This is a genomic window from Brevibacterium antiquum (genome assembly GCF_016107655.1).
GTDB lineage: Bacteria > Actinomycetota > Actinomycetes > Actinomycetales > Brevibacteriaceae > Brevibacterium > Brevibacterium antiquum.
Window position 1 is genome coordinate 51,015 of the sequence record NZ_JABASX010000007.1, and the last position, 25,299, is coordinate 76,313.

At 63.0% G+C, this 25,299-nt stretch carries 22 protein-coding genes; 12 read left to right on the forward strand and 10 right to left on the reverse strand.

The features are described from left to right. Positions 1-1,098 precede the first annotated feature (1,098 nt). The 3 genes from JFC13_RS12740 to JFC13_RS12750 form a co-directional block, all read right to left on the reverse strand. Complete coding sequence (locus JFC13_RS12740) at positions 1,099-2,535, reverse strand: MFS transporter (protein ID WP_198397462.1); 1,437 nt, start codon at positions 2,533-2,535, stop codon at positions 1,099-1,101. 257 nt (positions 2,536-2,792) lie between these two features. Further along, the gene (locus tag JFC13_RS12745) at positions 2,793-3,257 is read right to left on the reverse strand and encodes a GNAT family N-acetyltransferase (RefSeq protein WP_198397463.1); all 465 of its coding nucleotides are present in this window, start codon (positions 3,255-3,257) and stop codon (positions 2,793-2,795) included. A 9-nt stretch (positions 3,258-3,266) separates the two neighbouring features. Next, entirely contained in the window at positions 3,267-3,509 is a 243-nt protein-coding gene (locus JFC13_RS12750) for a hypothetical protein (RefSeq protein ID WP_198397464.1), read from the reverse strand. Between the two features lie 325 nt (positions 3,510-3,834). Between JFC13_RS12750 and JFC13_RS12755 the strand changes: the two genes are divergently transcribed. The 6 genes from JFC13_RS12755 to JFC13_RS12775 all read left to right on the forward strand — a co-directional run bounded on the left by JFC13_RS12755 (position 3,835) and on the right by JFC13_RS12775 (position 8,747). Beyond that, positions 3,835-4,440 carry an NADPH-dependent FMN reductase gene (locus JFC13_RS12755; protein ID WP_198397465.1) on the forward strand — a complete coding sequence of 202 codons (606 nt, stop codon included), beginning with the start codon at positions 3,835-3,837 and terminating at the stop codon, positions 4,438-4,440. 216 nt (positions 4,441-4,656) lie between these two features. Then, positions 4,657-4,908: a hypothetical protein gene (locus JFC13_RS19905; RefSeq protein ID WP_332839418.1), complete on the forward strand. Its 252-nt coding sequence runs from the start codon at positions 4,657-4,659 to the stop codon at positions 4,906-4,908. Next, positions 4,866-5,480 (forward strand): hypothetical protein, encoded by a 615-nt coding sequence (locus tag JFC13_RS12760; RefSeq protein ID WP_332839417.1) that lies wholly within the window; start codon positions 4,866-4,868, stop codon positions 5,478-5,480. Before JFC13_RS19905 ends, JFC13_RS12760 begins: the two co-directional genes overlap by 43 nt. A 142-nt stretch (positions 5,481-5,622) precedes the next feature. Continuing rightward, positions 5,623-6,282 (forward strand): TetR/AcrR family transcriptional regulator C-terminal domain-containing protein, encoded by a 660-nt coding sequence (locus JFC13_RS12765; protein WP_198397467.1) that lies wholly within the window; start codon positions 5,623-5,625, stop codon positions 6,280-6,282. 114 nt (positions 6,283-6,396) lie between these two features. After that, entirely contained in the window at positions 6,397-7,152 is a 756-nt protein-coding gene (locus JFC13_RS12770) for an ABC transporter ATP-binding protein (RefSeq protein ID WP_198397468.1), read from the forward strand. Next, a complete protein-coding gene (locus tag JFC13_RS12775) occupies positions 7,149-8,747 on the forward strand; it encodes a hypothetical protein (protein WP_198397469.1) in 1,599 nt (532 codons plus the stop codon). The genes JFC13_RS12770 and JFC13_RS12775 overlap by 4 nt, the downstream gene beginning before the upstream one ends. 982 nt (positions 8,748-9,729) lie before the next feature. Here the strand turns inward: JFC13_RS12775 and JFC13_RS12780 are convergent. Next, on the reverse strand, positions 9,730-11,184 hold the full coding sequence (locus JFC13_RS12780) for an APC family permease (protein ID WP_198397470.1): 1,455 nt from the start codon (positions 11,182-11,184) through the stop codon (positions 9,730-9,732). 251 nt (positions 11,185-11,435) lie between these two features. On the opposite strand from JFC13_RS12780, the gene JFC13_RS12785 reads away from it, so the two are divergent. Together JFC13_RS12785 and JFC13_RS12790 are read left to right on the forward strand one after the other, a co-directional pair. Further along, complete coding sequence (locus tag JFC13_RS12785) at positions 11,436-12,770, forward strand: TrkH family potassium uptake protein (protein WP_198397471.1); 1,335 nt, start codon at positions 11,436-11,438, stop codon at positions 12,768-12,770. A 40-nt stretch (positions 12,771-12,810) separates the two neighbouring features. Beyond that, positions 12,811-13,545: a potassium channel family protein gene (locus JFC13_RS12790; protein WP_198397472.1), complete on the forward strand. Its 735-nt coding sequence runs from the start codon at positions 12,811-12,813 to the stop codon at positions 13,543-13,545. Between the two features lie 36 nt (positions 13,546-13,581). On the opposite strand, the gene JFC13_RS12795 is transcribed toward JFC13_RS12790, so the two are convergent. The 4 genes from JFC13_RS12795 to JFC13_RS12810 all read right to left on the reverse strand — a co-directional run bounded on the left by JFC13_RS12795 (position 13,582) and on the right by JFC13_RS12810 (position 16,957). Then, positions 13,582-13,878 (reverse strand): antibiotic biosynthesis monooxygenase family protein, encoded by a 297-nt coding sequence (locus JFC13_RS12795; protein ID WP_198397473.1) that lies wholly within the window; start codon positions 13,876-13,878, stop codon positions 13,582-13,584. Between the two features lie 186 nt (positions 13,879-14,064). Further along, positions 14,065-15,315, reverse strand: coding sequence for a formamidase (gene fmdA, locus JFC13_RS12800; protein ID WP_198397474.1), 1,251 nt, complete (start codon positions 15,313-15,315; stop codon positions 14,065-14,067). Between the two features lie 44 nt (positions 15,316-15,359). After that, positions 15,360-15,692, reverse strand: coding sequence for an FmdB family zinc ribbon protein (locus JFC13_RS12805; RefSeq protein ID WP_198397475.1), 333 nt, complete (start codon positions 15,690-15,692; stop codon positions 15,360-15,362). 44 nt (positions 15,693-15,736) lie between these two features. Then, complete coding sequence (locus JFC13_RS12810) at positions 15,737-16,957, reverse strand: site-specific DNA-methyltransferase (RefSeq protein ID WP_198397476.1); 1,221 nt, start codon at positions 16,955-16,957, stop codon at positions 15,737-15,739. A gap of 37 nt (positions 16,958-16,994) precedes the next feature. Here JFC13_RS12810 and JFC13_RS12815 point away from each other — a divergent pair, with 37 nt between their 5' ends. Beyond that, positions 16,995-18,620 (forward strand): FAD-dependent oxidoreductase, encoded by a 1,626-nt coding sequence (locus JFC13_RS12815; RefSeq protein ID WP_232488580.1) that lies wholly within the window; start codon positions 16,995-16,997, stop codon positions 18,618-18,620. A 101-nt stretch (positions 18,621-18,721) separates the two neighbouring features. Here JFC13_RS12815 and JFC13_RS12820 read toward each other — a convergent pair whose 3' ends face one another. Then, positions 18,722-20,173: a helix-turn-helix transcriptional regulator gene (locus tag JFC13_RS12820; protein WP_198397477.1), complete on the reverse strand. Its 1,452-nt coding sequence runs from the start codon at positions 20,171-20,173 to the stop codon at positions 18,722-18,724. A gap of 177 nt (positions 20,174-20,350) precedes the next feature. On the opposite strand from JFC13_RS12820, the gene aceA reads away from it, so the two are divergent. Together aceA and aceB are read left to right on the forward strand one after the other, a co-directional pair. Next, complete coding sequence (aceA, locus tag JFC13_RS12825) at positions 20,351-21,661, forward strand: isocitrate lyase (protein ID WP_198397478.1); 1,311 nt, start codon at positions 20,351-20,353, stop codon at positions 21,659-21,661. Positions 21,662-21,905: 244 nt separating this feature from the next. Next, positions 21,906-23,510: a malate synthase A gene (gene aceB / locus JFC13_RS12830; protein ID WP_198397479.1), complete on the forward strand. Its 1,605-nt coding sequence runs from the start codon at positions 21,906-21,908 to the stop codon at positions 23,508-23,510. Positions 23,511-23,634: 124 nt separating this feature from the next. Here aceB and JFC13_RS12835 read toward each other — a convergent pair whose 3' ends face one another. Then, complete coding sequence (locus tag JFC13_RS12835; protein WP_198397480.1) at positions 23,635-24,231, reverse strand: mycothiol transferase; 597 nt, start codon at positions 24,229-24,231, stop codon at positions 23,635-23,637. 87 nt (positions 24,232-24,318) lie between these two features. On the opposite strand from JFC13_RS12835, the gene JFC13_RS12840 reads away from it, so the two are divergent. Next, the gene (locus JFC13_RS12840) at positions 24,319-25,275 is read left to right on the forward strand and encodes a helix-turn-helix transcriptional regulator (protein WP_198397481.1); all 957 of its coding nucleotides are present in this window, start codon (positions 24,319-24,321) and stop codon (positions 25,273-25,275) included. Positions 25,276-25,299: the final 24 nt, after the last annotated feature.

Below are 25,299 nucleotides of genomic sequence, written 5' to 3' on the forward strand. Positions count from 1 at the left end.
GCAGGACAGCGAGACTGGCGGTGCTGACGGGCTTCACTCGTGACCACTCCTTTGCGATCGCGTGGTCTAGTCGGATGACCTTTGTCTGGTGTTGGTGGGGCCAGGGGGATCCCCCTCCGGCTTGGCGGTGGAGGTCTAGGCTCCGTGCTCGGAGCGATCATCGCTGGGACTCGCCTTCTTTGTCGACGATTGGTCACGTGTGGTGGACGGCTCAGTCCAGGCAGTCGGTCTCGTCGTTCTGGGGCGGGCATCCAAGTTGTGGCCATGAACGGTCAACCGGTTTGTGTGTTCGTACATGGGTGGGACGCTGATGCTCTTCGTGTTGGTATCCTCGGGGTTGTTCGTCGCGGGGCGGACTGGCGCAGCGTCGAATCCTATCGCGACTGCCCGGTTGAGGTGGCACTTGAAGCCGCCAGCGGACGATGGACCACGCTCGTGCTGCGAGATCTGGTGCCTGGAGACAGGTTGTATGGCGCAATGGTGTAGGGATTGACGAAGCTGAGCGACAAAGTCGTCGCCGATGTCCTGGCTCGGCTTTGCACGCGGGGTCTGGTCTGCCAGTTCGCAATTCGGAGTTTTCTGAACCGAACGCTCCGTGGACTGACGGCGAGCGGCTGGAACCTGCGTCCACTGCTCATCGAGCTCTATCGGACCGGGGCACATATGAGACAACGATCCTGGGGCGGATCATACGATTCCTGAAGCGCGGTCACGCTGGTCCAGCAGGCGAAACTGCCATCTGACAGATGGTGCGGCGGCTGCGGAGGAAGCTGATATCTTTGTCTGCACATCCCTTCGCAGCGAGACGCCTTGCCACGCGCCGTCCAGCAAATGTGAGCGGCAACGGGGGATTCCTACGGCGGTCTCAAGCATTGCCGCTTTCGGTTGGAACCATGTCAATTCCCACTGCTTCCCAGCTGCGGTGCGCATGTTGCCGAGTGCACACACCACGTCCGCAGCCACGCGCAAGAGTGCGCCCGCGGTGCAGGGGTGCGTCAACGTGGAGTCAGTCGAGGTGCAGAGAAGGGCGGGCCATCGCGATTGGCGCTTATCGCTCACGCGGCGTGACACCGAGGCGGTAGCGATGACCGTATTGCGTCATCGGACATCTCCTCTTGCTGGACTACTACCGGTTGCGCGTGATCTTCCGTCCTTTGTGGCAGGAGGAAGCGGGGAGGCAGCTTCTGGAGAACTCGACTGTTCGACTTCTGTAGGGTCGACGCTGCCGGGCCCACTGTCGCGGCGGCTTGTGGCCCCGAGCAGCCGGGACAGACTCGCGTAGGCGCGTGTCTTGAATGCTGCGGCCGCTGCAATGATCAGCATCAGTCCGCAGATAAGAAAGAGGAGGGCGGCGCCGCGCATCTCGCCGCTTCCGAGCGCTGGTTCTAGGGTTGCGCGACCGTCTGCCGAACGGCTCCACGGGACGACGAGCAACTCAACCAATGGGCCCAGTGTGAATGCGCTGATCGGGGCCGCAGCCGACTCCACAGCCTGGGCCAGCCCGAATACCCTCCCCTGGCGGCGCAACGGGATGGCTTGCTGGATCACCGTCTGCTCGGCCGCCTCGACGGCGGGAACGAGAGCCATATAGGCCCAGATTCCAAGAACATACAACCAGGCGAGTTCACGGATGGTGAACAGAGAGGCGATCAGGCCCATAGCCATGAGGAGCCAGAGCATGGTGCGCAGAGGGTTGGTGCCCAATCCCGCTCGAGCGACCGTGAGACCGCCGACAATGAAACCGGTTGCGCACGCTCCGCCTAGGAGGCCCCAGACTTGGACGGAGAACAGCTCCAGACCGTAAGGATCCATCAGCGTCATGTACGCACCGCCGAGCAGGTTGTTGAAAGCCGTGAAGGCTACGAGTGCCGCGAGGCCCGGAACTGAACGGACTGCAGAAATGCTGCCGGCGAGGCCGAATCCCACACGGCGAGAAACTATGACGATGCGTTCCTCTTCAATCCTGACGAAGATCAGGTGGACTGAAGTCAAGGCCAATCCGACGATGGCGATCGCAATAGTCCAGCCCATCCCGAGAAATCCGATCGACAGTCCGGCGAATACGCTGGTGACGAGAGCACTGACTCCCTGTACCGCCCCGACCAGGCCATTGGCCCGGGAGCGATCGCTGACAGCAACCATGAGCGTGACCGTTGTCGAGAGAGCGATATTGCGCGCGTTCGCAACGGTGGCGCCAACGAGCATCAGAACCGCGAACAGCCAGAACCATAGCCCGCCGAGATCAAGTACCTGCGCCGGGCCGACGGATGCGTAGATCAGCCCTCCGGCAGTGAACGTGATCAGAGGCACGGTGGTGGCTGCGACCATGACCCTCTTCTTCCGAGTGTGGTCGACGAACGTTCCAATCGGAATTCCGCTTATTGCAACGAGCAGCATGAAGGAGCCGCCGACGAGCGCGGTCGCCAGCATCGAGCGAGTGCCGAGATAAACCCAAAACGTGAAGGCGAACCACACGAAGGTTGTCGTGACGTTGGCAACGAGGGTGTTGAGCAGCACTCCGGCGAACCGTTTCATTGCGGATCCTCTGATCACGGGCGCTGCGCAGTAGCGAAGCGCGGTGTAAAGTACGAGTAGTACTTTACATCATAGAAAGACGGCTGCCAACCGGAAGCTATTGATCCGCTCTTACCGTTCTGGTGCTCATTGCTCAACTTGGCTTTCTACCGCCATTCGTCTCACGCTGTGCGGCCGGTTTCGTGTGGGGCTCGATGAAGCGCAGGTTGCGAGTGGCGGGCGCGCTCCCAGCTCGCCGTGAGAGCTAGCGGTGGCGGTCATCTCGGCCGCCTGTATTGACTCAGCCACAATCCGGGCAGTGCTTCGGCGTTGCCGAGGTGTGAGAAGCCGAGTGATTCATACAGCCGGCGCGCTGGTTGATTTTCGCGACCAGTCGACACGTCAATTGGCTTTGAGTCCAAGGAGAGGATGAGCCGGCGGGCCAATCCAAGACGGTGCCAGGAGGGTTCGACAAATAGACGGTCGACTTCGAGTGAGGGTCCAGTATCGGTGTAGGCGATCGCTGCAATGATCGCGGAGCCCGTCAGCGCGACGTGCCAGTTGAGTTCCGCTGCCGAGAGCTTCTCTGCGGACTCGGTCAGCTGTGGAATTCGGTGGTCATCGATGAATGCGGCTTCAACGCGGTAAGCCCGTCGCTGTACCTTGACCAGGCGACCGGAGGCCTGGAGGACTTCTCGGGGTCGCAGGCGGATGATCTCCACCTCGGCGCGAGCGCTATTCATGTATGAGGCTCACCGCTTTCTGCGATCTCGGCGTCCGGTGAGCGCGTTCTGGATGAATGGCCACAGGTAGCACCAGAGCGCACCGCCTGTGAGTGCTCCCATGAGGCCGTACGCCGTTCCCAGGCTCATGTCCTCGAGGGCCCAGCCGAGAATCGTTCCTCCTGCGAGTCCGGCGAGAACGAGGTGCAGCCAGGGTGTGGGTTTCAGGGGAGCGGGGCGCCGACGACGGCGGTCGCTGCAGTGGTCATCCATTCGGCGTCACTGTATCCAACTGCGGGCGGTCCCGGCAGCTATTGCATGGGACGCCGTCGTCGCAGGCGTGCGCATCTTGGATGCGTTGGGCTGATGGTGGCTAGGGGAAGAATTTGCAATATACATGACAACTAAGGTGTCATAGTTACGGCGTAACTTCAATCGCACTGTAATGGTCGGAGTACTCCCTGCCGTGCGTAATTGACCTGCGAGTGAAAACAGCGTGGGGCCAGCGTGTGAATTCTGCTGAGCTCTTGCGCACGGGAATGACAGCACTTACTGTGTAAAGTAATAAAGTTACTTTACCGATAATTGGAGGTTTATCGTGGCACGCATTGCTATCATCGTTGGCAGTACCCGCAAGCATCGTCGGGGGCGCCTCGTCGCCGACTGGGTCTACGAACACGGTCGAACTCACTCGCCGGCGGGTGTCGACTTCGATCTGATCGACCTATCGGATTTCTCGCTGCCGGTTCTCGATGAGCCCTACCCAGCTGGATGGGGGATCTATCAGCATGACCACAGTCAGCGCTGGGCGGAGGCGATTGACGCATACGACGGCTACGTCTTCGTCATCGCCGAGTACAACCACGGCGTGCCTGGGCCGCTCAAGAATGCGATCGACTACCTGTACGACGAATGGAGCAACAAGTCCGCAGGATTCGTTAGCTACGGCGCAGACGGGGGCGTCCGAGCCGTCGAGCAGATGCGCACGATCGCTGCTGAGCTTGGTCTGGCAGATGTTCGCGAGCAGGTTGTCCTTTCAACCTTCACGGACTTCGATTACGCAGAGTCAGATGTGACTCATCCTGCAGCGACGGGCGCATTCGCCCCAGCGGCTCGGCATGCGGACGACCTCTCGGCAACCCTGCATTCGGTCGTCGTATGGGCCGAAGCCCTGGCTGCGGTTCGTGTCTCGGTCCCAGCGTGAGCATCACCATGAGCAGCGAACGGTGCAGTGTCCTGACGGCGCCGGTCATTCTGTTCGATGGTGTCCTGCTGCCCCTTGCGATGTCCGGCACCAGCGTGGCCGTACCCGCCATCGGTGCTGATCTTCAAGTCAACGGGCATGCCGCTTCATGGGTGGTGACGGGGTGCTTTCTGGCGTCGTCGTCGCTCATGTTGGTCAGTGGAGCGCGGAGAGACAATGTCGGACGCCGTTGTATGTACCGCATCGGGGCGGCTGTCTACTCGGGGCGGAGTAGTCGCTGCGGCTTTGGCGCCGACCGTGGCGCTGCTCCTCGTGGGAAGAGTAGTCGCCGGAGCTGGTGCGGCCGCGATCCTTGCCCCGGGTGTCGCAACTGCTACTACAGCATTCCACGGCGCAGTCCGGCAGCGTTCGGAACTGCTGCGGCCATTGGGCTCGCAGCCTGCCCTGTCTCATCGGGCGGCCTCGTAGAAGCTCTCGGGTGGCGAGGAGCCTTTGCGGTCTTCGCCGCAGGCGGCCTGGTGTTGTTCATCGGTTCCACGGTACTACCCGAGTCGCGCACAGATGAGCCGGTTCCCATCGACTGGATCGGCGCAGGCCCCGGGATTCTTCATGCTCGGAGTTGCCGGTGCTCCCGAGCGGGGATGGGCTCATCCTGTGCCCCTGCTGTCTGCAGGGCCCTAGCTCTCAGTGTCATCAGCTTGGCGCTGTCGACGGACCGAACTCAGATGCCGATCATCGACTTCGGTCCGCTGAGAAACCTGGCGTTCGCGGGGTGGCTGCTGGCGCTGGCCACCGTTTCCATCGGCTATGCAGGGCTGCTCGCTCACCTGCCGAGCCTCCTGCAGGGCGTTCGGGCACTGACGCCCTCACGGTCGGGAATGATTCTGCTGGCACCCGTCGTACCGAAGCTTCTGCTGCCGATCTTCGTCGGACATACCGACGCAAAAATACCGGCTCGCTTTCTCCTCGGCCCGGCCCTGCCCTGCCGCCCATGGCCATTGAACTGGGTCTGGTTGCAGTCTGTGCGGCATGTGCACTAGCGGTGGCTCTGCTTCTGTGCCCTCATCGAATGTCACCAGAGCATCAGCCTGAGCTTCAGCCGGTTGGTAAAGTACAATAGGAATTTTACTTCAGCCTTCGCATCAGACTCTGTCCGATGCGATTCACCCAAGGAGTCACACAATGGATACAGTCTCTGGGTCACCGTCCGCCAGCAGGTCCCGCACAGGACAACTGCGTCCAGACAAACACGCTGCGATTATGGTCGGCGGGAGGAAGGTGCTGGCGGCCTCAGGAATCGACAATGCCAGCATAGAGGCAATTGCAGCCGCAGCACGAGTATCGACGCGCACGATCTACAAACACTTCACCGATAAGGCGGCTCTGTGCGCTGCAGTCATCGCGAATTCTGCCGCGCAGATTGCTGACGACGAGACCGTCCTCATCGAAGAGCAACTGTCGGGTGTCGACGCTGCTGGGGACGTCGAACCAGCGTTGCAGAGCTTCGCATCTGCTTGGCTTGCAGCCTCGGCTCCCTCGGCAGAACATCGGATCCTCATAAGCCAGGTGCACAGTGCAGCGGCACAGCTCGACCCCTCCCTCGTCGAGGTCTGGTGGGGAGCCGGGCCGGGTCAGGTACTCGAAAAGCTGGCAGCCGTCTTCGGCCGATGGAGGGAGAAAGGACTGCTGCGAGCCGAGGACCCGATGATTACGGCAGTACATTACGCCCAGCTGGTGGCGTCCCAAGCCGGACCACCGGGGCGCGCTGATATCACCACTGAGGAGAAGGCGATGTGGATTGAAGCCGGGGTGCGTACGTTTGTCCGCGCATATCGACCGTGACAGCTCATCGCCAGCATCGCACACCTCCGCCCGGTTCCGGCCCGCTCGGAAGGCGCACCAGCGCTGGGTGTATGCGCACAGCGCTGGTGCAATTGTGATTCGCGAGAGGATGTTATGAAGGCACCCACCGATGCAGCAGTCGAGCTCCTCGGGCTCACCAGGAGGTTCGGAGGGACTACCGCAGTCGATGCCATCGACCTGAGCGTAGAAGTAGGTGTATTCTGTGGCATCGTCGGACCAAACGGAGCCGGAAAATCCACCATACTGTCGATGATCGCCGGTCTGCTGGCACCTACATCAGGCACAGTCAGCGTTGCGGGATACGACACGCTCTGTGAGAGGGAGCAGGCTCTTGGCGCCCTCGGCATCATGATGGAAGGATTGTCGCTGCCGGAACGGCTGACAGCAGCAGAGCTGCTGGAATACACGGCCGGGTTGCGCGGCATGGACGCGAGGTGGCAGGAACGGTCGGCTGATCTCTTGGCGATCCTTGAACTCGACCGCGCGCCGAACACGCTCATCGTCGACTACTCCACCGGCATGCGGAAGAAGATCGGCCTCGCAGTTGCACTGCTGCACCGTCCCCGTGTGCTCGTACTCGATGAGCCGTTCGAAGCGATTGACCCGGTTTCCGCCCACTCGATCGAAGAGCTTCTCCAGCAGTACGTCACCGGAGGTGGTACGGTGCTGCTCTCCAGCCACAACATGGATGTCATCGAGCGCACATGCACACGTGTCGCGCTCTTGGCCCGCGGCCGCATCCTGGCCGACGGCACAGTTCCCGAGGTCGCAGCGGGCAGGACACTCAACGAAGCCTTCGTCGACTTCGTCGGCGCGGCTCCCCAGCGCAGGCTGGACTGGCTGGCATGAGCATGTGGCGCCGCTTCGTCTCGCTCAAGATTCGCATCCTTCGACACGGACCGCGCGACGACCGAGCTTTCGGGCTCATCGCCGGCTTGGTCGTCGCTGCTGCCGTTGTGATGACAGCGGTGCTCGTCAGCACCAGCAGGCTCGACGACAGCTGGTTGACCGCTGCTGTAAGCGTTCTCGGGCTCATGTGGCTGCTCGGGCCGATCCTGTTGCCGGGTGCGGTTCCGGTGCTCAACCCGCAGTGGTTTCGGACGCTGCCACAGCGTCCGTTTCGGATCGCGGCGATGCTGACGCCTAGTGAGCTGCTGAGTGTCGGAACAGTCATCACTGCGGTGGCTCTGAGCAGCTTCGCAGTCGTCGCTGCGGGGCACGGCGTCATCACCATCATCGTGGCTCTGGGGGCAATCGTGTTACAGCTGTTCTTCTTGGTATGGCTGGGCCGCAGCGCTGGCGCATTGGTTGCATACCTGCTGCGTTCCCGCCTGGGCGGCTGGATCGCTGCGTTCCAGATGTCTGCCCTGCTGGCCGTGTCCTTTGCCGGGTGGGTTCCGGTCGCCGCGTTCTTCCTCCCAGAGCTGGGCCGCGGTCGCACGGAGGTCCATACTGGCGCGGGCTGGACCGCGCTGCCGGATCCGCTGGAGCAGGCCCTGTTGGTGGCGCCGACTGGTTGGGGAATGGCAGCGATCGGTAATGCGGCGGCTTCGGCTTCACCTGCTCTGGTGCTGCTGCCGCTTGGAGGACTCCTGCTGGTCGGACTTGCGCTCTGGGCCGTGTGGGTGAAGCTCACCTCGGCAACGCTGCGGCAGCCGCCGGCCCGGGCCAACAGCCGGACCACCGTGCGAACCACCCGGGCTCAACTCAGCCGGAGACGCGCAGGCTCACGGCGTACAGATCCCATGACTGCAGTTGCTGCGCGCGAACTGAAGACATGGCTGCGCGACCCGCAACGGGCCCTCGAACTGAGACACGCGTGGATGACGCCCCTGCTCATGCTCCTGCTCGTGGTTCCAACTGCGTGGTCCTGGAGCCTACCATTTCTAGGTGTCGCTGCTGCCGTGTTCGCGGCGATGGTGGCGTCTAACACGTACGCACTCGACGGCACAGCACTCTGGCAGTTGCTGACGACCCCGGGCGCAGTTCGCGCGGACGTTCGAGGGCGGCAACTCTCCTGGATGCTGATGTTCGGGTTTCCGATCATGGTGGCCACTATGATACTCAACCTCATCACTGCCTCGTCGATGTGGTATATCGCGATGGGCGCCACTCTTGCCTCGGTCGGGACGGCCTGTGCCTGCGCGACGCTGCTCAGCGCACTCATGCCAGCCATCGGCCGTGATGCCCGTGAACGGATCTCGACCGGGCAGAACGCTGGGAACCCAGCTGGCGGACAGATGACGGCCTTCACCCTGGTCCTCTTCGCGTCACTGCTTCCGGGAATCTTGGCGGCGGTGCTGCGGATCGGAGACCTCTGGTTCATTCACCTCGGCCTCGGGCTCGCCATCGGCGCGATTAGTATTGCCGTCGCCGGGCCGCTGACGATCGTGCGTCTGACCTCGACTGGACCAGAGCTGCTGGCCGCCATGAAGTCTGCATGACCAGGTGTCTGACCCCGAGTGGTCCTATCGCAGCGGCTAAGGCGTGTCTGTCAAATTTGCAATTTGCTGGGTGAAGGCCCGGAGGCATGTCGAGATTCCGGAATCTTACGCATCCTCGGCGGTCGTTGATCGAAGACTTGCTGCCAGCGCCGACCGGTCGCAGACGCTTGCCGTTCGCGAATGCCCGCTAGATGGTCGAATGGATCATCTACCACTGACGGTATCCGGGATACCGTGCTTGCGCGCTTGGCTGCGCACGTAAATGCTGTCTGCCAGCTGGACTAGTCGCTTTCGGTGGACCCCCACAATTGGGCGTGATCATCAGCATGCGACGAATAACACCCGCCTAGAAAAAGGAGCCTGTCGAAGTTGCACGAATCGAAGATGCGGGCGGCCTGGCCACGCCCTGGATACCCCTGTGATGGACCGCCAGCGAAGACGCATCGCCATGGTCTGCCGTCGGTCACCTTTTGCACAGCTGGCCAGGACAGCGACTGCCCAATGCTCATCCAACTGATAGACGAGCTGCGAGTCAGGCGCCCAGGCAGCGACGCTGTCCGCAATCGGCCGGGCGCGTTGCTCGGTGATAGGGCAAATTTTTCGCGGGCAAATCGCGCATACTTGCGCAGGTACCGGTACGAGACTGTTATCTTCGAGCACCGGGCCCAGCAGAATCACCGCACGCGCCGCGGTTCCACAGGCGGGAGACCACCGAAGTTTAACGCGAATAGGTACCGGGACAGGTACGTCGTCGGGTGCGGCTACGGCCGTCTGGAGCAATGGCAGGCTTGGCCACTTGCTACGACAAGCTCGCTGTCGTCTACAGAGCCGCCAGCGTCCTCTATGCTGCAATCAACTGGCAGAACCACTTGTCGGAAAAGTACACCTAGGGATCGCGCCACGAAGTGCGGCTAGCGGAGAAATCTCCGATGGCCGCATTCTCGTTTCAGTTGCGCCTCACTCAGGCGGGACATTCAGCCCATCACTTCTTGCGCAGCGACTTCACCTTCGCCAGAAGTTCCTCTTCGGCGTTGGGTCCTGCTTTGACGCCGGTGGGCAGGCGGAACATGAAGAAGATGCCGACGGCGAGCCAGAGTCCGAACATCGCCCACGACTGCCACGCCAGCTGCGCGGAGAACGGGGTGATGGGCAGGTAGAGGATGAAGAGCGCCAGGGTGAGCACGGCCGAGATGACGCCGATGACCATACCGCCGTTGCCTTGGCCCCCGATGCGCAGGGGACGGCCCATCGCAGGTTCGCGTTTGCGCAGAATGATGAACCCGACGCTGACGAGGAAGTAGGCGATGACGATTGCCGGTGAACCCGCGTCGACGATCCAGCCCAGGGCCGCTGAGCCGAGGAATGGAGCCAGGGCGGAGAGGATTCCGATGAAGATGATCGAGTTGACGGGGGTGCGGTACTTGGGGTGCAGCTTGCCGAACCAGGCAGGAATCATGCCGGCCACGGCCATGGCCCACATCAGGCGGGAGGACCCCATGAGGAATGCGTTCCACGAGGTGATGATGCCGGCGAGTCCACCGGCGATGACGAGCTTGCCCCAGAAGACGGAATTGAACATCGTCGCCAACGCATCGGCCGTGACGAGGTCGTGGGTGGCCAGTTCGGAGGCCGGCATCGCCAGTGATGTCATCCAGATGATGATGACGTAGAACGCGATCGCCATGAAGACAGAGACGACGACGAGCTTGCCGATCTTGGCCGGTGGGAGCTTGATCTCCTCCGCCGACTGCGGGATGACGTCGAAGCCTACGAACAGGAAGGGCACAACGGCGACGACGGCGATGAAACCGGCACCGCCACCGGTGAAGAGCGGCTCGGCATTGGCAGCTTCGCCGCCGGTCAGGCCACCGGCCAGTAGGAGGAACGCGACGATGATGAGGAACGAGACGACGAACGTCTGAACCAGCGAGGCGAGCTTGACGCCCCGAATATTGATCCAGGCGATGATGATTGCGGTCACGGTTCCGACAAGCGCCCAGGTCAGATACACATCAGAATCGGCGATGGTCCACAGCTTGATGTGTTCGAGATTAGGAAACAGATACAGGGCGGTCTTCGGCACTGCGACTGCTTCGAACATGACAACGCTGATGTAGCCGCCGGTGATCGCCCAGGAGCCGAACAGCGAGACGCGCGGTCCCATCGCCCGGATGAGATAGTTGTGCTCACCTCCAGCGTGCGGCATGGCAGCGACCATCTCGGAATAGACCGTACCGACGAAGCACATGATGATGCCGCCGACGACGAATGCGAGAATCGCACCCATTGTGCCGGCACCGCTGAGCCATTCTCCGGTGAGGACGACCCAGCCGAAGCCGATCATCGCCCCGAATCCGATGAATAGTGCATCGACCGTGCCAAGCGCCTTGACGAAGCCGTGGCCCCGGTCCTCGACCTCTGCCTGCTGTTGCGACATCGCATCCCTCTTTTCACCCGACAGTGCTGTTGTGCACAGTAGCAGGATTCCGAGAGTTTCCGGCCGGTAATCTCAACGCCATCTCCGAAAGGGACACGGGTGCGATCACCCAGCAAATCGGGGCTGTCAGCCAGAGCCTGTGCGGCGGCGGAGCCGGCGAGCCAGTGGCTGTGGTGCCGGCGGCGGCAAGGACTCGACCTGTGAGTTCGCCGTATCTCGAGTTCGGCGGGTGACGTGCTAGATTTCTGGCTGTGCACAGCAGCCATCGTGACGCCATCGCCCGAGTGGTCATCGGATACCTCACAGCTCTCGTGATCGGTACGGGACTGCTGATGATGCCTGCCGCTACGGTGGCACCGGGCGGCATCTCGCTGCTGTCCGGACTCTTCACCGCCACCTCGGCGCTGAGCGTCACCGGATTGGCGGTTCTCGACACCGGAGGAGATTTCACCTTCGTCGGGCAGGCGGTCATCCTCGCCCTCATCCAGATCGGAGGCCTCGGTGTCCTGCTCTTCACCGCTCTCTTGGCGATCGTGGTGGCGGGCAAGACGGGTCTGAGACTTCGCGAGTCCGTGGCCACGGAGACCAGGAGCTCTGCGATCGGAGGAATCGCGCCCATGGTGCGGCGCATCGTCGTCCTTGCCGTAGGGGCAGAGCTCGTCGTCGCTGTGGCGCTCTTCCTGCGTCTGCGCCTCTTCTACGATGAGTCGCTGGGCGGAGCGGTATGGAGCGCGGTCTTCCACTCGGTCTCAGCCTTCAACAACGCAGGCTTCGGTCTGCACAGCACCAGCCTCATGGACTACGTGGCGGACCCATTCATCTGCGGCCCGATCAGCTGCGCCGTCATCCTCGGCGGTCTCGGGTATCCGGTGGTCATCGAATTGGCGAGACGTTACCGGTCACCGTTGACCTGGAGTCTGACCACCCGAGCCGTCGTCGTCATGACACCGGTGCTGCTCGTGGGCGGAACGATCTACATCGCGGTGATCGAATGGAACAACCCGAACACTATGGGAACTCTCGACGTGTGGGGAAAGATCCAGGCGTCGGCGTTCCAGTCCACGGTGACCCGTACGGCCGGGTTCAACTCGGTCGACATCTCGCAGATGCATCCTGCGACCTGGCTGGGAATGGACATTCTGATGTTCATCGGAGGAGGCCCTGCCGGTACCGCAGGTGGTGTGAAGATCACGACGTTCCTCGTGCTCGGGGCCATGACATGGACAGAGATCACCGGTGGGCGGGCGGTGAATCTGCTCGGCAGGCGAGTGTCCCGGTCCGTGCACAGGCAGGCGACGACGGTCATCGTGTTGTCGTTGGGACTCGTCGTTGCGGCAACCATGGTCATCATGCTCGATGCTCCGTCGCTCGGCTTCGACCGGATCCTCTTCGAAGTCATCTCCGGCTTCGGCACCGTCGGGCTGTCGACGGGAATCACAGCAGATCTGCCGGGACTCAGCCAAGTGGTCATCATCATCACGATGGCCCTGGGGCGGCTCGGCCCGGTGACAGTCGCCTCGGTGCTGGCCCTGCGGGTGCGTCCTCAGCGATTCGAACTGCCGAAGGAAAGGCCGCTGATCGGCTGATGGATGACAGTACCGTTGACAGTTCAGAGAGGACGTCGAAATGAATGAGAAATCCTGGTTGACTCGGCCTGCGGTGTTCTTCGCCGGCAATCCGAAACCTGCCGCCCGCCATGGAGCGGTGGCAGTGATCGGTCTGGGCCGGTTCGGCGGCTCCCTGGCGAGGGAATTGGTCAAGCACGGAGTCGAGGTCATCGGCATCGACATCTCCGAGGAGGTCGTGTCGGACCACGCCGAGGTGCTGACCTACGCCTCACGCGGTGATGCCACCGATGAGACGGTTCTGCGTCAGATCGGCATCGAGGAGGTCGACCGTGTCGTCATCGCAGTGGGCAGCGACCTCGAGGCGAGCATCCTCATCACCTCACGCATCCTCAAATTGGGTAATCGGCACATCTGGGCCAAGGCCATCACCGACCCCCACGCCGAGATCCTGCATCAGCTGGGGGTCAAGAACGTCGTCAGTCCGGAGAACGACATGGGTCGGCGCCTGGCGCACCTCATCAAGGGACACATCTCGGACTTCCTGCCCATCGATGAGGATTTCGTCCTCGCCAGAACCACACCGCCGGTGCGAGTCGCCGACGTGCCGCTGGGGTCGCTGGGTCTGCGTACGGAATACGGCGTCACGATCGTCGCCTTCAAACGCGATGGAGGCGGTTCCTGGGACATCGCCGATCGCGACGTCACGCTCTATGCCAACGATGAGATCCTCATCGCCGGCACACCGCGGAACGTGGAGACCTTCAGCGAACTCGACAAGGACAACGACAGCTAGCAAGCGATCCGCTGCCGCCTGCCCACGGCAGGCAGATCAGTCGCCGAGGTCGACGACCTCGAACTCGAGAAGATTGGCTTGTTCCGAGACGGGTTCTTTGCCGCTGGTTTCGTGTGAGGGCTTGCGGGCTGAGCGCCAGTTCTCGAAGTCTTCGCGGGTGGCCCACTGCGTGTAGACGAAGTACTGGTCACCGCCGGAGACCGGACGCAGCAGCTGGAAGCCTTCGAAGCCGGGCGAACCGTCGACGGAGTGCTTGCGTGCCGCGAAGCGCTTCTCGAGTTCACCGCGTGCGGCTTCGGGAACGGTGAGGGTGTTGATGGCGACGACGGACATGCTGGCTCCTAAAGCTGGGGAACAACTATCTGCAGAACAACGGTTCACAGACCGACGGTGATACCGTTCGTGTCTGCTTTGAGGCTACGACCGAAATCTGGACCCGAGCTGAATTGTCCACATGAGACCGCGCCCCGTCTCAGCATCATGAGATGACAGAGGACACCAGAGCCCCAGACGCAGTGCTCAGAACGCCGAATGGGGTGCGCCGATGCCCGGATCGATCTGCGTGGGCCCGTTGGAGCTGGGTGAGATGTCGACATCGAACATCGCGGTCGGCAGGTACACGGTGGCACACGCATTGGGAATGTCGACGACGCCGGAGAACCTGCCTTCGATCGGTGCCGCGCCGAGCAGCAGATAGGCCTGCTCCGGGCTGTAGCCGAACTTGGACAGGTAGTCGATGGCGTGCAGGCACGCCCGCTGGTAGGCCAGATGGGAGTCGAGGTAGCGCTGCTCACCGTCGAGCGTCACCGAGGTTCCGGAGAATGCCAGCCACTCGGAGTACTGCGGGGCGGTATTGCCTGGTTGGAAGATGGCGTTCTCGCTCACCCCGTAGGTGTCCATTCCACCCTTGATGAGGTCGACGCTGATGTCGACGAAGCCGCCCATCTCGATGCCGCCGCAGAAGGTGATCTCACCATCGCCCTGGCTGAAGTGGAGATCGCCGACGGAGAAGTTCGCGCCGTCGACGAACACCGGGTAGAAAACTCGTGTGCCCTTGGTGAGGTTCTTGATGTCCTGGTTGCCGCCGTTCTCCCGCGGGGGAGCAGTGCGCGCGCCTTCGGACGCCACCCGGTCGAACTCAGAATCGCTCAGCGAGCCGAGGATCGCACCCTGTGGTTCCGGTGGCAGCGCCAGGGGCGGTTCACGATCCGGGTCCGTGGCGATGAGGGCTGCCTCGCGGGTGTTCCAGTTGCCCAGCAGGTCCTTGCTCGGGGCGGTGCCCATGAGGCCCGGATGGACGATTCCGGTGAAGGACACACCTGGGACGTGGCGCGATGTCGCGGTGCCGCCGGAGAAGTCCCAGATTGCTTTGTAGGCGTCGGGGAACTGGTCGACGAGGAACGAGCCGCCGTTCTTCTTCGCGAAGATTCCGGTGTAGCCCCAGCCTTGCCCGGCCAGCGGTCCATCCTCCTGCGGGATCGGCCCGACGTCGAGGATGTCGACGATGAGCAGGTCACCTGGCTTCGCACCTTCAATGGCTATAGGTCCGGACAGAGCGTGGACGATGTCCATCGGTGCGTCGCGGATGTCATCGGCACTGTCATCGTTCTTGATGGCCCCGTCGAACCATTCGCGGCAGTCCAATCGGAAGGATTCTCCTGGTTTCACATGCACGGCTGCGGGAATGTCCGGGTGCCAGCGGTTGTGACCGGTGACTTCCTGGGCGGTGAAGGGCTGAGTCGAATCGAGTGGAAATACATTGTCCGGCATTGTTCTTTCCCTTTCTCTGTGCTCCGCCCGGAAGCCGATCGACCTCAGGCGCGGGGAAGCTTCGCGTGACGCGGATCCCGACTCACTGGTTGCCGACGGCGACCGGAGGAGGGAACGCGCGAGACGACGGGTGGTGACTCTGCGGTCTTCTTAGTTGCGTCGATGATGCCGAAGGCGGTCCCGGAACCGGCGCCGAGGTGAGGGGAAGTGAATGCTGAGACGGCCGTTCTGCGGCAGTCGGGGCAGGTGATGGATTCGGGTTTGCGGCTCATCGGAAAAGCCTGTTCGGTGTCGCCGCAGGTCGTGCATCGGTAGACGTAGGTGGGCACTGGATCACTCTTCTCGAAATCATTGCCGACATATGAGTCTTTATGCATTCCTACACCGTCACCAGGAAAGACTCAAGGGTGCTGGCGAGAATTCATTGCTCGGCCACCGCGATTTCGGTGAAGCGAAGCTCGGGGTCGCAGCGCTTCGCGGCTCGTCGGATCCGTTCCGCGGTGAGTCGGCTGATCTCGGGGAAACCGTCCTCGGTGTCCGCGCCCACCAGGCTGCGCGCGTTCTTCGTCTGCAGCGGTTCGGGGGTCTGGATGAGGATGAACGTGCGTGAGCCTGCGTCGCGTTGGTTGGCGGCCATCACCGCCTGCGCGGTTGTGCCCGAGCCGGCGAAGAAGTCGAGGACGATTGCTTCGGGGTCGAAGAAGGTCTGGGAGGCCACGAGCGTCTTGACCAGTTCCACGGGCTTCGGATAGCTGAAGATCCCACCCAGCCCGAGATCCTCGAGGTCGTTCTGCCCTCCCAGGGCCTTGATGATCGAGTAGAGCTTCGAACTCGCCTTCTCCGCCGGCGTCACCCGCACCACGGCATGTTTGGCCGCTGGTCCCCAGGGCCGCAGAACAAATTCTCCTGTGCCCAACTTCGCGTCCACCTCGGCGAGCTTCTTCGCACCTTTGACCTCGAGGATGTCCTCGTACATGAGCCGACGTTCCTGGCCGCGAGCGTAGCGGCCGAATCCGGCACGCAGCACATCGGTTTCTACGAGCATGCGTCTGCCGTCGATGATCTCGAGCTTCGCCGGTGCCTTCTTCTCCGTCAGGAACGCACCTACTTGTTCGGCGGATTTGGCCCACACATGGACGTAGTCGTGACCGCGGACGAAGGAGGGGGAGTTGCCGCCGCCCTTCGCGCGCTGATGGATCAGGGTACCCAGCGAATTGGCCTCGCCGAAGATCTCATGCCCCAGCAGCTGCGCCCAGGCACTCTCACCATCGTCGAGGTGGATGAAGATCACCCCGTCCTCGCGCATGAGTTCGCGCGCCAGAATCAGCCGCGGCGTCATGAAGTTCAGCCAGCTTGCGTGATCATGCCCGTGATCCTTATACGCCAGCGCGTTGCCGGTGTTGTAGGGCGGATCGATGTAGACGACCTTGATTCGCCCCCGGTGGGTGGCAAGCAGCCCGGTCAGCGCCGGCAGGTTGTCCCCGACGACGAGCATGTTCTCATCGGCGGTGGGGAGGTAGGCGTCACCGCCGCGAAGGAAGTGCGGCCCCTCGCCGAGGCGGCCCGAAGAGTCCGCGGAGATCAGCCGTCGACCGAGTGCGAAGGCGGCATCCTTGCCAGTCCAGTTCAGGGCCGTCGACATCCTTCTCCTTCTCCGCGATCGGTGCCAAGATTGCTGTATGAGTATTTCACGAGTGGCCGTGGTCGGTGCCGGAATCGTCGGAGTGGCGCTCGCTCGTGAGCTCACCGGCAGGCTCCCCGCCGCTGAAGTCACCGTCTTCGACAAGGCCGACCGCCTCGCCGCGCATCAGAGCGGGCACACCTCGGGGATCGTGGATCCCGCCCTCGCTGCGCAGCCGGGTTCGGCGGAGGCGAAGCTCGCTCGCCGAGGTGTGGAGCTGCTGGTCCCGTTCGTGTCCGAACGCGGCATCCCCTACCGCGAGTGTGGTCAGCTGCTCATTGCGCAGAATACGGACGAGGCCGACCGACTCGAGGAGATCCTCGCCCGGGCCGAAGCGAACTCGATTCCGGGAGTCCGGCTGCTTGACCGTAAGGAGATGCTGGAGGTCGAACCCAACGCCAGGGGCGTCCTCGCACTCTACGCACCGCACACGGCCGTCACCGATTTCACTGCTCTGACCGAGGCGCTCGCCTCCGATGTCAGCGCTGCCGGCGGCACGTTCCGCTTCGGCACATTGGTCACCGGCTTCGACGTGATGAGCAACGAGGTTCGCCTGCGCATGCGCACTGCAGCGCCCGAGCAGAGCGAGCCCACTGTCGGCACCGAGGGCTCCGACGGTGACTCCGCTTCTGGCGCCGACAGGGATATCGACTCCGGCTCCGACGGCGATATCGACGACCAGGTACACGAGGCTCCGCGGACATATCGCGGCGATAACACCACCGGACCGGTCATCGACTTCCGCGACGAGCTGCGCAGTCGTTTCGGCTCTCAGGACTGGTTCAATCAGGTCGAAGACACGATCAGCAACCTCAGCGACCGGTTCACCAATCCCGCCTCAGGACGATCTCGACACTCGGGTGGGGGAGAGCCCCGGCACACCGGTGGGGACGAGCCCCGGCGCACCGGTGGGGACGAGCACCGGGAACCTGCCGGACGCGAACGTGATCGTACGGTCTCGCCCGAGGACACGGAGGTGTTCGACCTCGTCATCGTCTGCGCCGGCCTCCAAGCCGACCGTCTGGCAGCGGCGGCGGGCTTCGACGAGGGGCCTCGCATCGTCCCGTTCACCAGCGACTACTACGCCATCGACGACCGCGCCACCGACGACTCCGCCGAGGTGGTCCGGGGCATCATCGGCACGGTCCCCGATCCGAGCTCCCCGTTCTCCGAGAGATCCGTGGTCAGAGGCATCAGAGGTGGGCTGGTCCTGGGCCCGAACACCATCGTGTCTCTGGGGCGCGAACGCTATGACAAGCACGGATTCGACCTCGGCGATATGGGCTCGACCGTCGGCTTCAAGGGGTTCTGGAAGTTCGCGGCGCAGACAGCGAAGACCGCCGCTCGCGGAGCCAAGTCGGCCGTGAGCACCTCCGCCTTCGTCGAGGAGATCCGGAAGTTCGTTCCTGCCATCGACGCTTCGGCTGTCCGGGCCGACTCGCGCGGAATCCGCGCGCAGGCAATCGACGCCGAGGGCACGCTCGTGGACGAACTGCGGGTGACCACGCGCGGCAGGCTCACCATGGTCAGAAGCCTCCCCAGGTCAGGGGCCACCTCGGCGCTGGCGACGGCTGAACGTGTCGCGAACCAAGTCCTCGACGGCCCCGCGGGCGCGGACGGCTGAGGCGAACGCTCGGTGACCTCAGACGGCACGCACGCTCGGTGACCTCAGACGGCACGCACGCTCGGTGACCTCAGACGGCGCACACGGTTGATTCGTCCGAATCAGCCGGAGTGGCGTTCGAGGAACTCGTAGACCTCGGTGTCATCGACTCCGGGGACGGCGCCGGGCGGAACGGCCGCAAGCAGGGATGCGTGCATCTGCGCCGAAGGCAGGGCCTGGTTCTCCCACTTCTCGGCGAGATCCTCGGGTGCCTGGCGACAGCACGCGGGATCCGGGCAGGCTGACTTGGAACGGATCTGGGATTCTCGTCCCTCGAACCACTTCACGTGGGCGAAGGGGACTCCTACACTGATGGCGAAGTCACCACCGGGCAGTACGCGTGCGGTGCACCAGAATGAGCCCTCCGGTGTGTCCGTGTACTGGTAGTAGGGGCTGAACCTGTCCGCGACACGGAACACCGTGCGAGAGGTGAATCGTTTGCACGCGAACTGTCCCTCGATGGCACCGAGGGGGTCAGTGGGATAGGGCAGGCCGTCGTTGGAGTAGGCCTTGTGGATCGTTCCCGAGCGGTGAACCTTCATGAAGTGCACGGGCAGGCCCAGATGTTCGGTGGCCAGGTTCGTGAACCGGTGGGCGGCCATTTCGTAGCTGACGCCGAACATATCGCGCAGGTGCTCGACCGATATCTCACGCCTCTTCTTCTCCTCCACGAGCATCGGCACGGCAGAGCTCTGCGGCAACAGCACCGCCGCAGCCAGATAGTTCGCCTCGACTCGCTGCTGGAGGAACTCGCTGAAATCCTTCGGAGAGTCGTGGCCGAGCACGTGTGCGGCCAGGCTCGTGAGCAGATGGGAGCGCGGATCTGCGGCGGCATCGGAGTTGGGCAGATAGAGGCGGTTGTTGGCCGTGTCCGAGATCGACCGGGTTGATGTGGGCAAATCGGACACGTAGTGAAGGCTGAATCCCAGCTTCTCCGCGATCGTCGCCGTCTGCCGTTGGGAGACCGTGCCCGATTCATAGCCGGCCAGGCGCAGGAGTTCGGCCGCCTGGGCCTCGAGGTCGGCGAAGTAGTTGTTCTTCTCACGCATGCGCTCGCGCAGCTCCCGGTTGGCCCGACGAGCCTCCTCCGGAGTCGCGGCTCGACGTTCGAGGACCTGGCCGAGCTGTCTCTGCAGACCCACGATCGCTTCGAGGGCGTCGTGGGGCAGTGATTTGATCCGCACCTGTGGCAGACCCAAAGAGGAGTACATGGGTGAGGCCTGATTGCGTTCGGCTTCGAGTTCGAGAGCCTGCCTGCCGTCGACTGGCGTGGGGTCGATGAGCTCGGCGACTTCGGTGTGCAGGGCCTTCGCGATCGCGCTCAACAGCGTGACAGAAGTTTCTCGCTTGCCGTTCTCGATCGTTGAGATCTGGGAGGCTGCGCGCCCCACCTTCTCGCCCAGCTCGGTGAGAGTCAGCCCTTGCTGTTTGCGAAAAAACCTGATTCTTCTGCCGATGCTGAGGGTGTCGGCCTCCTGCTCGGTATCCTTCAGATCGATCTCGTTGCTTGTCATGGCGGCTCCCGTCGACATCGTGTCCTGGTTCACATGCGCTGAGAATCAGTATGACAGAACGACAGAATTTCTAAAACCGGAAAACAGTCGATTATTCATCGGCAAAATCTCTATCGGCCCCCTTGCGGTCACGGCAGACTGATCTCACCAACCCCGAACGACGAGGAGTGAATGAGAATGACTGAGAACACCACGCAGAGCAATTTGCACGATGCTGAGGCCATCCGCCGCGATTGGGCCACCAATGCCCGCTGGTCGGGAGTAGCTCGTGACTACGAGCCCGAGGATGTCGTCAAACTGCGCGGTTCGCTGATCGAAGAGCACACGCTGGCTCGCCACGGTGCCGAGCGCCTCTGGAACCAGGTGGCCTCCACCGACATCAAGTCCGGCGACTACGTCAACGCGCTGGGTGCTCTGACCGGCAACCAGGCAGTGGAGCAGGTCAAGGCCGGCCTCAACGCCATCTACCTCTCCGGCTGGCAGGTCGCCGCCGATGCGAACAACGCCGGACAGACCTACCCTGATCAGTCGATCTACCCGGCCAACTCGGTGCCGCAGGTCGTGCGTCGCATCAACAACGCTCTGATGCGCGCCGACCAGATCGAGACCTCGGAAGGCAAGAAGAACGTCGACGACTGGTTCGCACCGATCGTGGCCGACGCAGAAGCAGGCTTCGGCGGTTCGATCAACGTCTACGAGCTCATGCGCTCGATGATCTCCTCCGGCGCAGCCGGTGTGCACTTCGAGGATCAGCTCGGTTCTGAGAAGAAGTGCGGCCACCTCGGCGGCAAGGTTCTCGTCCCGACCTCGCAGCACATCCGCACCCTCAACGCGGCTCGCCTCGCAGCCGACGTCGAGAACGTGCCCAGCCTCGTCATCGCCCGTACCGACGCCGAAGCGGCAACGCTCATGACCTCGGACATCGACGAGCGCGATCAGCGCTTCGTCACCGGTGAGCGCACCTCTGAGGGCTTCTACAAGATCACGAACGGCATCGAAGCAGGCATCGCCCGCGGACTGTCCTTCGCTCCCTACGCGGACATGCTGTGGATGGAGACCTCCACACCGGACCTCGAAGCTGCCAAGCAGTTCGCGGACGCCATCCATGCGGAGTACCCGGACCAGATGCTGGCCTACAACTGCTCGCCGTCGTTCAACTGGAGCAAGCACCTCGACGATGCCACCATCGCGAAGTTCCAGCGTGAGCTGGGAGCGATGGGCTACAAGTTCCAGTTCATCACCCTGGCCGGCTTCCACGCGCTCAACTACTCGATGTTCGATCTGGCTCACGGCTACGCCCGCAACCAGATGACCTCGTACGTCGAGCTGCAGGAACGCGAGTTCGCTGCCGAGAGCCGCGGCTACACCGCAACCAAGCACCAGCGTGAGGTCGGAACCGGATACTTCGACCTGGTCTCGACCGCGCTGAACCCAGAGTCCTCGACGACAGCTCTGGCCGGTTCGACCGAGTCCGCTCAGTTCAGCTGAGCCTTCGGTGACCCGACCGGTCACGCGACGACGGACACCGGCTTCGCCGGGACCGGTCGCCTAGTACTCGGCGCGGATCGACAGTGTTTTCACGGGGTTTGCACTGTTGGTCCGCGCCGGCACACCACACATCACAGCTCCAACCACAACCTCGGCGACACCAGCACCACCGGCACAGCCATCGCAGCACAGCCACCGCAACGCACATCAGCAGCACACATTCCGACGGGTGAGGAGAAGCCCCATGTCTCACATCAAAATCAACGCCCCCATCGAACCAGGCTTCGACACGATCCTCTCGGAGTCCGCCCTCAACTTCATCGCAGCGCTCCACGATCGCTTCAGCGACCGTCTGGGCAAGCTGCTGGGAGTCCGTGGACGTCAGGCACAGAGCATCCGGAACGGCACGTTCCCGAGGTTCACCCCCGACACCGCAGGAATCCGGGCCGACACCACATGGAAGGTCGCCGGCGCGACCGGAGCCCCCGGTCTCGAAGACCGTCGCGTCGAACTGACAGGCCCCGTCTCCGAACCTGAAGTGATTGCGGCGCTGAACTCCCGTGCGAAGGTCTGGCTCGCCGACCTCGAAGACGCAACCAGCCCGACCTGGGCCAACGTCATCGGCGGACAGCTCAACCTGTTCAACGCCATCCGCGGCACCCTGCCGGGCGTGAACAACCGTGAGCAGCCCACCATCGGCCTGCGTCCCCGTGGCTGGCACCTGCCGGAGAAGCACCTGATCCACGTCGATGACAAGGGCGGCCAGTCAGAGACCTCAGGCGCCATGGTCGACTTCGGTCTCTACTTCTTCCACAATGCCCGTCGACTCGTCGACAACGGCTCGGGACCATACTTCTACCTGCCCAAGCTCGAGTCCTTCCGGGAAGCACGCCTGTGGAACGAGATCTTCGTTTTCGCACAGGACTACATGGGTATTTCGCAGGGAACCATCCGGGCGACCGCTCACATCGAGACGATCACCGCTGTGTTCCAGATGGAAGAGATCTTGTGGGAGCTGCGCGATCACTGCGCCGGCCTCAACGCCGCAGGTTGGGACTACCTGTTCTCACTCGTGAAGAACTTCCGCAACTCTCCGGAGTGGGTGCTGCCGGATCGCGAGCACCTGACAATGGGACTGCCGCTGCTGCAGGCGTTCGCAGACCGCCTCGTCTCGACCTGCCACCGCCGCGGAGCACACGCGATCGGGACCATGGGCAACCTCATGACCACTCACCCGGACAAGGAATTCGTTACCTCGGAGCTGGTGAAGATGCGTGAAGACAAGGCTCGTGAAGCCTCGCGTGGCTTCGACGGCACCTGGGTGGCCGAGCCTGGACTGGTGGATGACGCGCTGGAGGTCTTCGATGCCGCACTCGGCGACAAGCCGAACCAGCTCGACAACCGCCGGGTCGATGCCCACGCCTGCGCCGAGCACATGCTCGACGTGTCAGGTCTGGACACCACGGTCACCGAGGAAGGTGTTCGCCTGAACATCCGTGTGGCCATCGGCTACATGAATGAATGGCTGGGCGGCAACGGCAACGTCGCACTCGAGAACCTGCTCGAAGACGCGTCGACCGCTGAGATCTCCAGGTCCCAGATCTGGCAGTGGATCCGCCACTCGGTGACGCTGGACAACGGGAAGCAGGTCACCCGCGACCTGGTGGAGCGGTACATGGGCGAGGAGCTCGCAGTCATCGAGCGCCACCCCGCAGACCACTACACCGAGGCCGTTGAGATCTTCCGCAAGAGCGCACTGGGTGAGGACTTCCCCGAATTCCTCACCATGCCCGCCTACACCGACCACCTGGTCGACAGGGTGTCGAAGGGAGCCGTGTTCGCGGCCTGATCGTCACTCATCGGCTGCCCGAGTCCGGGAACGCAACAGGTATCAGTTGCGTTCCCGGACTCGGGCAGTTTCTGCGTGGTGTGACCCCGTGAACGGCTGCGCAGAAACTTGGCTCACCCCACACTCAGCTCCACTGCGCGGGTGGCCAGGGCTGGCCGTCGGCCTGGGCGTTGAGCTGGTAGGCGATTGAGCCGTCGATGGACTCGCGGATGATGTCAGCGTGTCCGGCATGGCGGGCGATCTCGGTGGTGAGGTGGCACAGGATCCACCGGACGTTCATCACAAAGTCCTTGGGCATCCAGGGATTGCCGGGCATCGGGACGACCGTGCCGAGGTCGGTCCCGTTCTCGTTCACGGCAGCGCGGGCAACTCCGATCTCGGCGATGCTCTTCTCCAGAATCACGACGACCTCGGCGATGTCGAGGTCGGGGACAGCCGAGCCATCGAACATCCCGTCGAGCCCGAGCCCGTCATTGATCGTCGGATATTCCTCCTCATCGATGTAGCGGTCAGGCTCCTTCACCTGCAGCAGCCAGCCATTGAGGACCTGCGCCGCATGAGCCAACAGCCCTGAGATGCTCAGCGGGCTCGCGGTCGGAGTGCTGCGGGCCTGTTCATCGGTGAGGTCGAGCGCCGTGAGCTTGAGCTGTGTGCACTGCTGTTCCAGGAAGGTGAACAGAGCGTCGGCTTCGGTCGTGATGGACGGGGCGAAGAATGGCATGGGATCTCCTGATTGTCTGCGGCTGATCCGGTCTGTCCGGATCTGTGACACAAGTGTCCAGGTGATCGCGGTCATATACTGTCCGCTATGACCGCTGAATCTCGTCTGCTTTCGCTGTTGGGAATGCTCGCTGCAGGACGGACCTACTCCGCGACCGAACTGGCCGCGCATTTCGGTGTCACCCCGCGCTCCATCCGTCGCGACATCGCGAGTCTGCGTGAGCTCGGCTATATCATCGAATCCATCCCCGGTGCGGCCGGCGGCTACCGCGCTCACTCGCGCACCGTTCTGCCTCCACTGCAGCTCGAGACCGGCGAGGCACTGGCCACAGCCGTCGGCCTGGCACTGCTCAACGGTGCCGGATTGGGCACCGCGAATGCCGATTCGGCCACTGCGAAGCTCCGCGCGATGCTGCCTCCCGCAATTCGCGAGACAGTCGGAGACATCAGCACGTCCGTGTCCGTCCTTCCTGGTCATGAACCCGGAGTCGACATGACAGCGGTGATGACGACCACCTCGGCGATCGCGTCCCTAAACATTCTCACGTTCACTCATGAGAAGCGGAAAGCAGCCGGATCCGAGACGATGCAGCGCCGGGTGGAGCCTGTGCAGATGGTCGTCCTCGGTGCGCACTGGTACCTCTACGCCTGGGATCTCACCCGCAGCGACTGGCGGGTCTTTCGCCTCGACCGGATGAGCGAGGTCCATGAGACGACGTTCGCCTTCACTGCCAGAGACCATCCCGACGCCGAGGCGGCCGTGAGTTCCGCCGTCACCACCGATGCCTACCGCCACACAGTGATCCTGGACGTGGATGCCTCCGTGGCCGAGGCCAAAGCATGGTTCCCGACGAGGACCGCGACGATCACGAAGACCGACGGCGGTGCTCGCGTCGAATTCGGAGTCGAGGACCTGAGCTGGGCGGCCGTGATCACCGCGGCGACTCCCGTGGATTTCCGGGTCGTCGAGCCACCGGAGCTGTTGGGTGCACTGAGCGACCTGGGACAGCGGGCGGAGCGGGTGAGCAGGACCGGCAGCAGCTGAGCGGACTGAGCACTCTGTGCCCTG

What these genes read in the sequence shown, in the direction of transcription:
- JFC13_RS12770 (WP_198397468.1), top strand. Translation starts at nt 6,397, where the DNA reads ATGAAGGCACCCACCGATGCAGCAGTCGAGCTCCTCGGGCTCACCAGG.
- fmdA (WP_198397474.1), bottom strand. Translation starts at nt 15,315, where the DNA reads ATGCCGGACAATGTATTTCCACTCGATTCGACTCAGCCCTTCACCGCC.
- JFC13_RS19905 (WP_332839418.1), top strand. Translation starts at nt 4,657, where the DNA reads ATGTCGGACGCCGTTGTATGTACCGCATCGGGGCGGCTGTCTACTCGG.
- JFC13_RS12820 (WP_198397477.1), bottom strand. Translation starts at nt 20,173, where the DNA reads ATGACAAGCAACGAGATCGATCTGAAGGATACCGAGCAGGAGGCCGAC.
- JFC13_RS12805 (WP_198397475.1), bottom strand. Translation starts at nt 15,692, where the DNA reads ATGCATAAAGACTCATATGTCGGCAATGATTTCGAGAAGAGTGATCCA.
- JFC13_RS12740 (WP_198397462.1), bottom strand. Translation starts at nt 2,535, where the DNA reads ATGAAACGGTTCGCCGGAGTGCTGCTCAACACCCTCGTTGCCAACGTC.
- aceA (WP_198397478.1), top strand. Translation starts at nt 20,351, where the DNA reads ATGACTGAGAACACCACGCAGAGCAATTTGCACGATGCTGAGGCCATC.
- aceB (WP_198397479.1), top strand. Translation starts at nt 21,906, where the DNA reads ATGTCTCACATCAAAATCAACGCCCCCATCGAACCAGGCTTCGACACG.
- JFC13_RS12795 (WP_198397473.1), bottom strand. Translation starts at nt 13,878, where the DNA reads ATGTCCGTCGTCGCCATCAACACCCTCACCGTTCCCGAAGCCGCACGC.
- JFC13_RS12750 (WP_198397464.1), bottom strand. Translation starts at nt 3,509, where the DNA reads ATGGATGACCACTGCAGCGACCGCCGTCGTCGGCGCCCCGCTCCCCTG.
- JFC13_RS12745 (WP_198397463.1), bottom strand. Translation starts at nt 3,257, where the DNA reads ATGAATAGCGCTCGCGCCGAGGTGGAGATCATCCGCCTGCGACCCCGA.
- JFC13_RS12765 (WP_198397467.1), top strand. Translation starts at nt 5,623, where the DNA reads ATGGATACAGTCTCTGGGTCACCGTCCGCCAGCAGGTCCCGCACAGGA.
- JFC13_RS12835 (WP_198397480.1), bottom strand. Translation starts at nt 24,231, where the DNA reads ATGCCATTCTTCGCCCCGTCCATCACGACCGAAGCCGACGCTCTGTTC.
- JFC13_RS12815 (WP_232488580.1), top strand. Translation starts at nt 16,995, where the DNA reads ATGAGTATTTCACGAGTGGCCGTGGTCGGTGCCGGAATCGTCGGAGTG.
- JFC13_RS12840 (WP_198397481.1), top strand. Translation starts at nt 24,319, where the DNA reads ATGACCGCTGAATCTCGTCTGCTTTCGCTGTTGGGAATGCTCGCTGCA.
- JFC13_RS12775 (WP_198397469.1), top strand. Translation starts at nt 7,149, where the DNA reads ATGAGCATGTGGCGCCGCTTCGTCTCGCTCAAGATTCGCATCCTTCGA.
- JFC13_RS12790 (WP_198397472.1), top strand. Translation starts at nt 12,811, where the DNA reads ATGAATGAGAAATCCTGGTTGACTCGGCCTGCGGTGTTCTTCGCCGGC.
- JFC13_RS12780 (WP_198397470.1), bottom strand. Translation starts at nt 11,184, where the DNA reads ATGTCGCAACAGCAGGCAGAGGTCGAGGACCGGGGCCACGGCTTCGTC.
- JFC13_RS12810 (WP_198397476.1), bottom strand. Translation starts at nt 16,957, where the DNA reads ATGTCGACGGCCCTGAACTGGACTGGCAAGGATGCCGCCTTCGCACTC.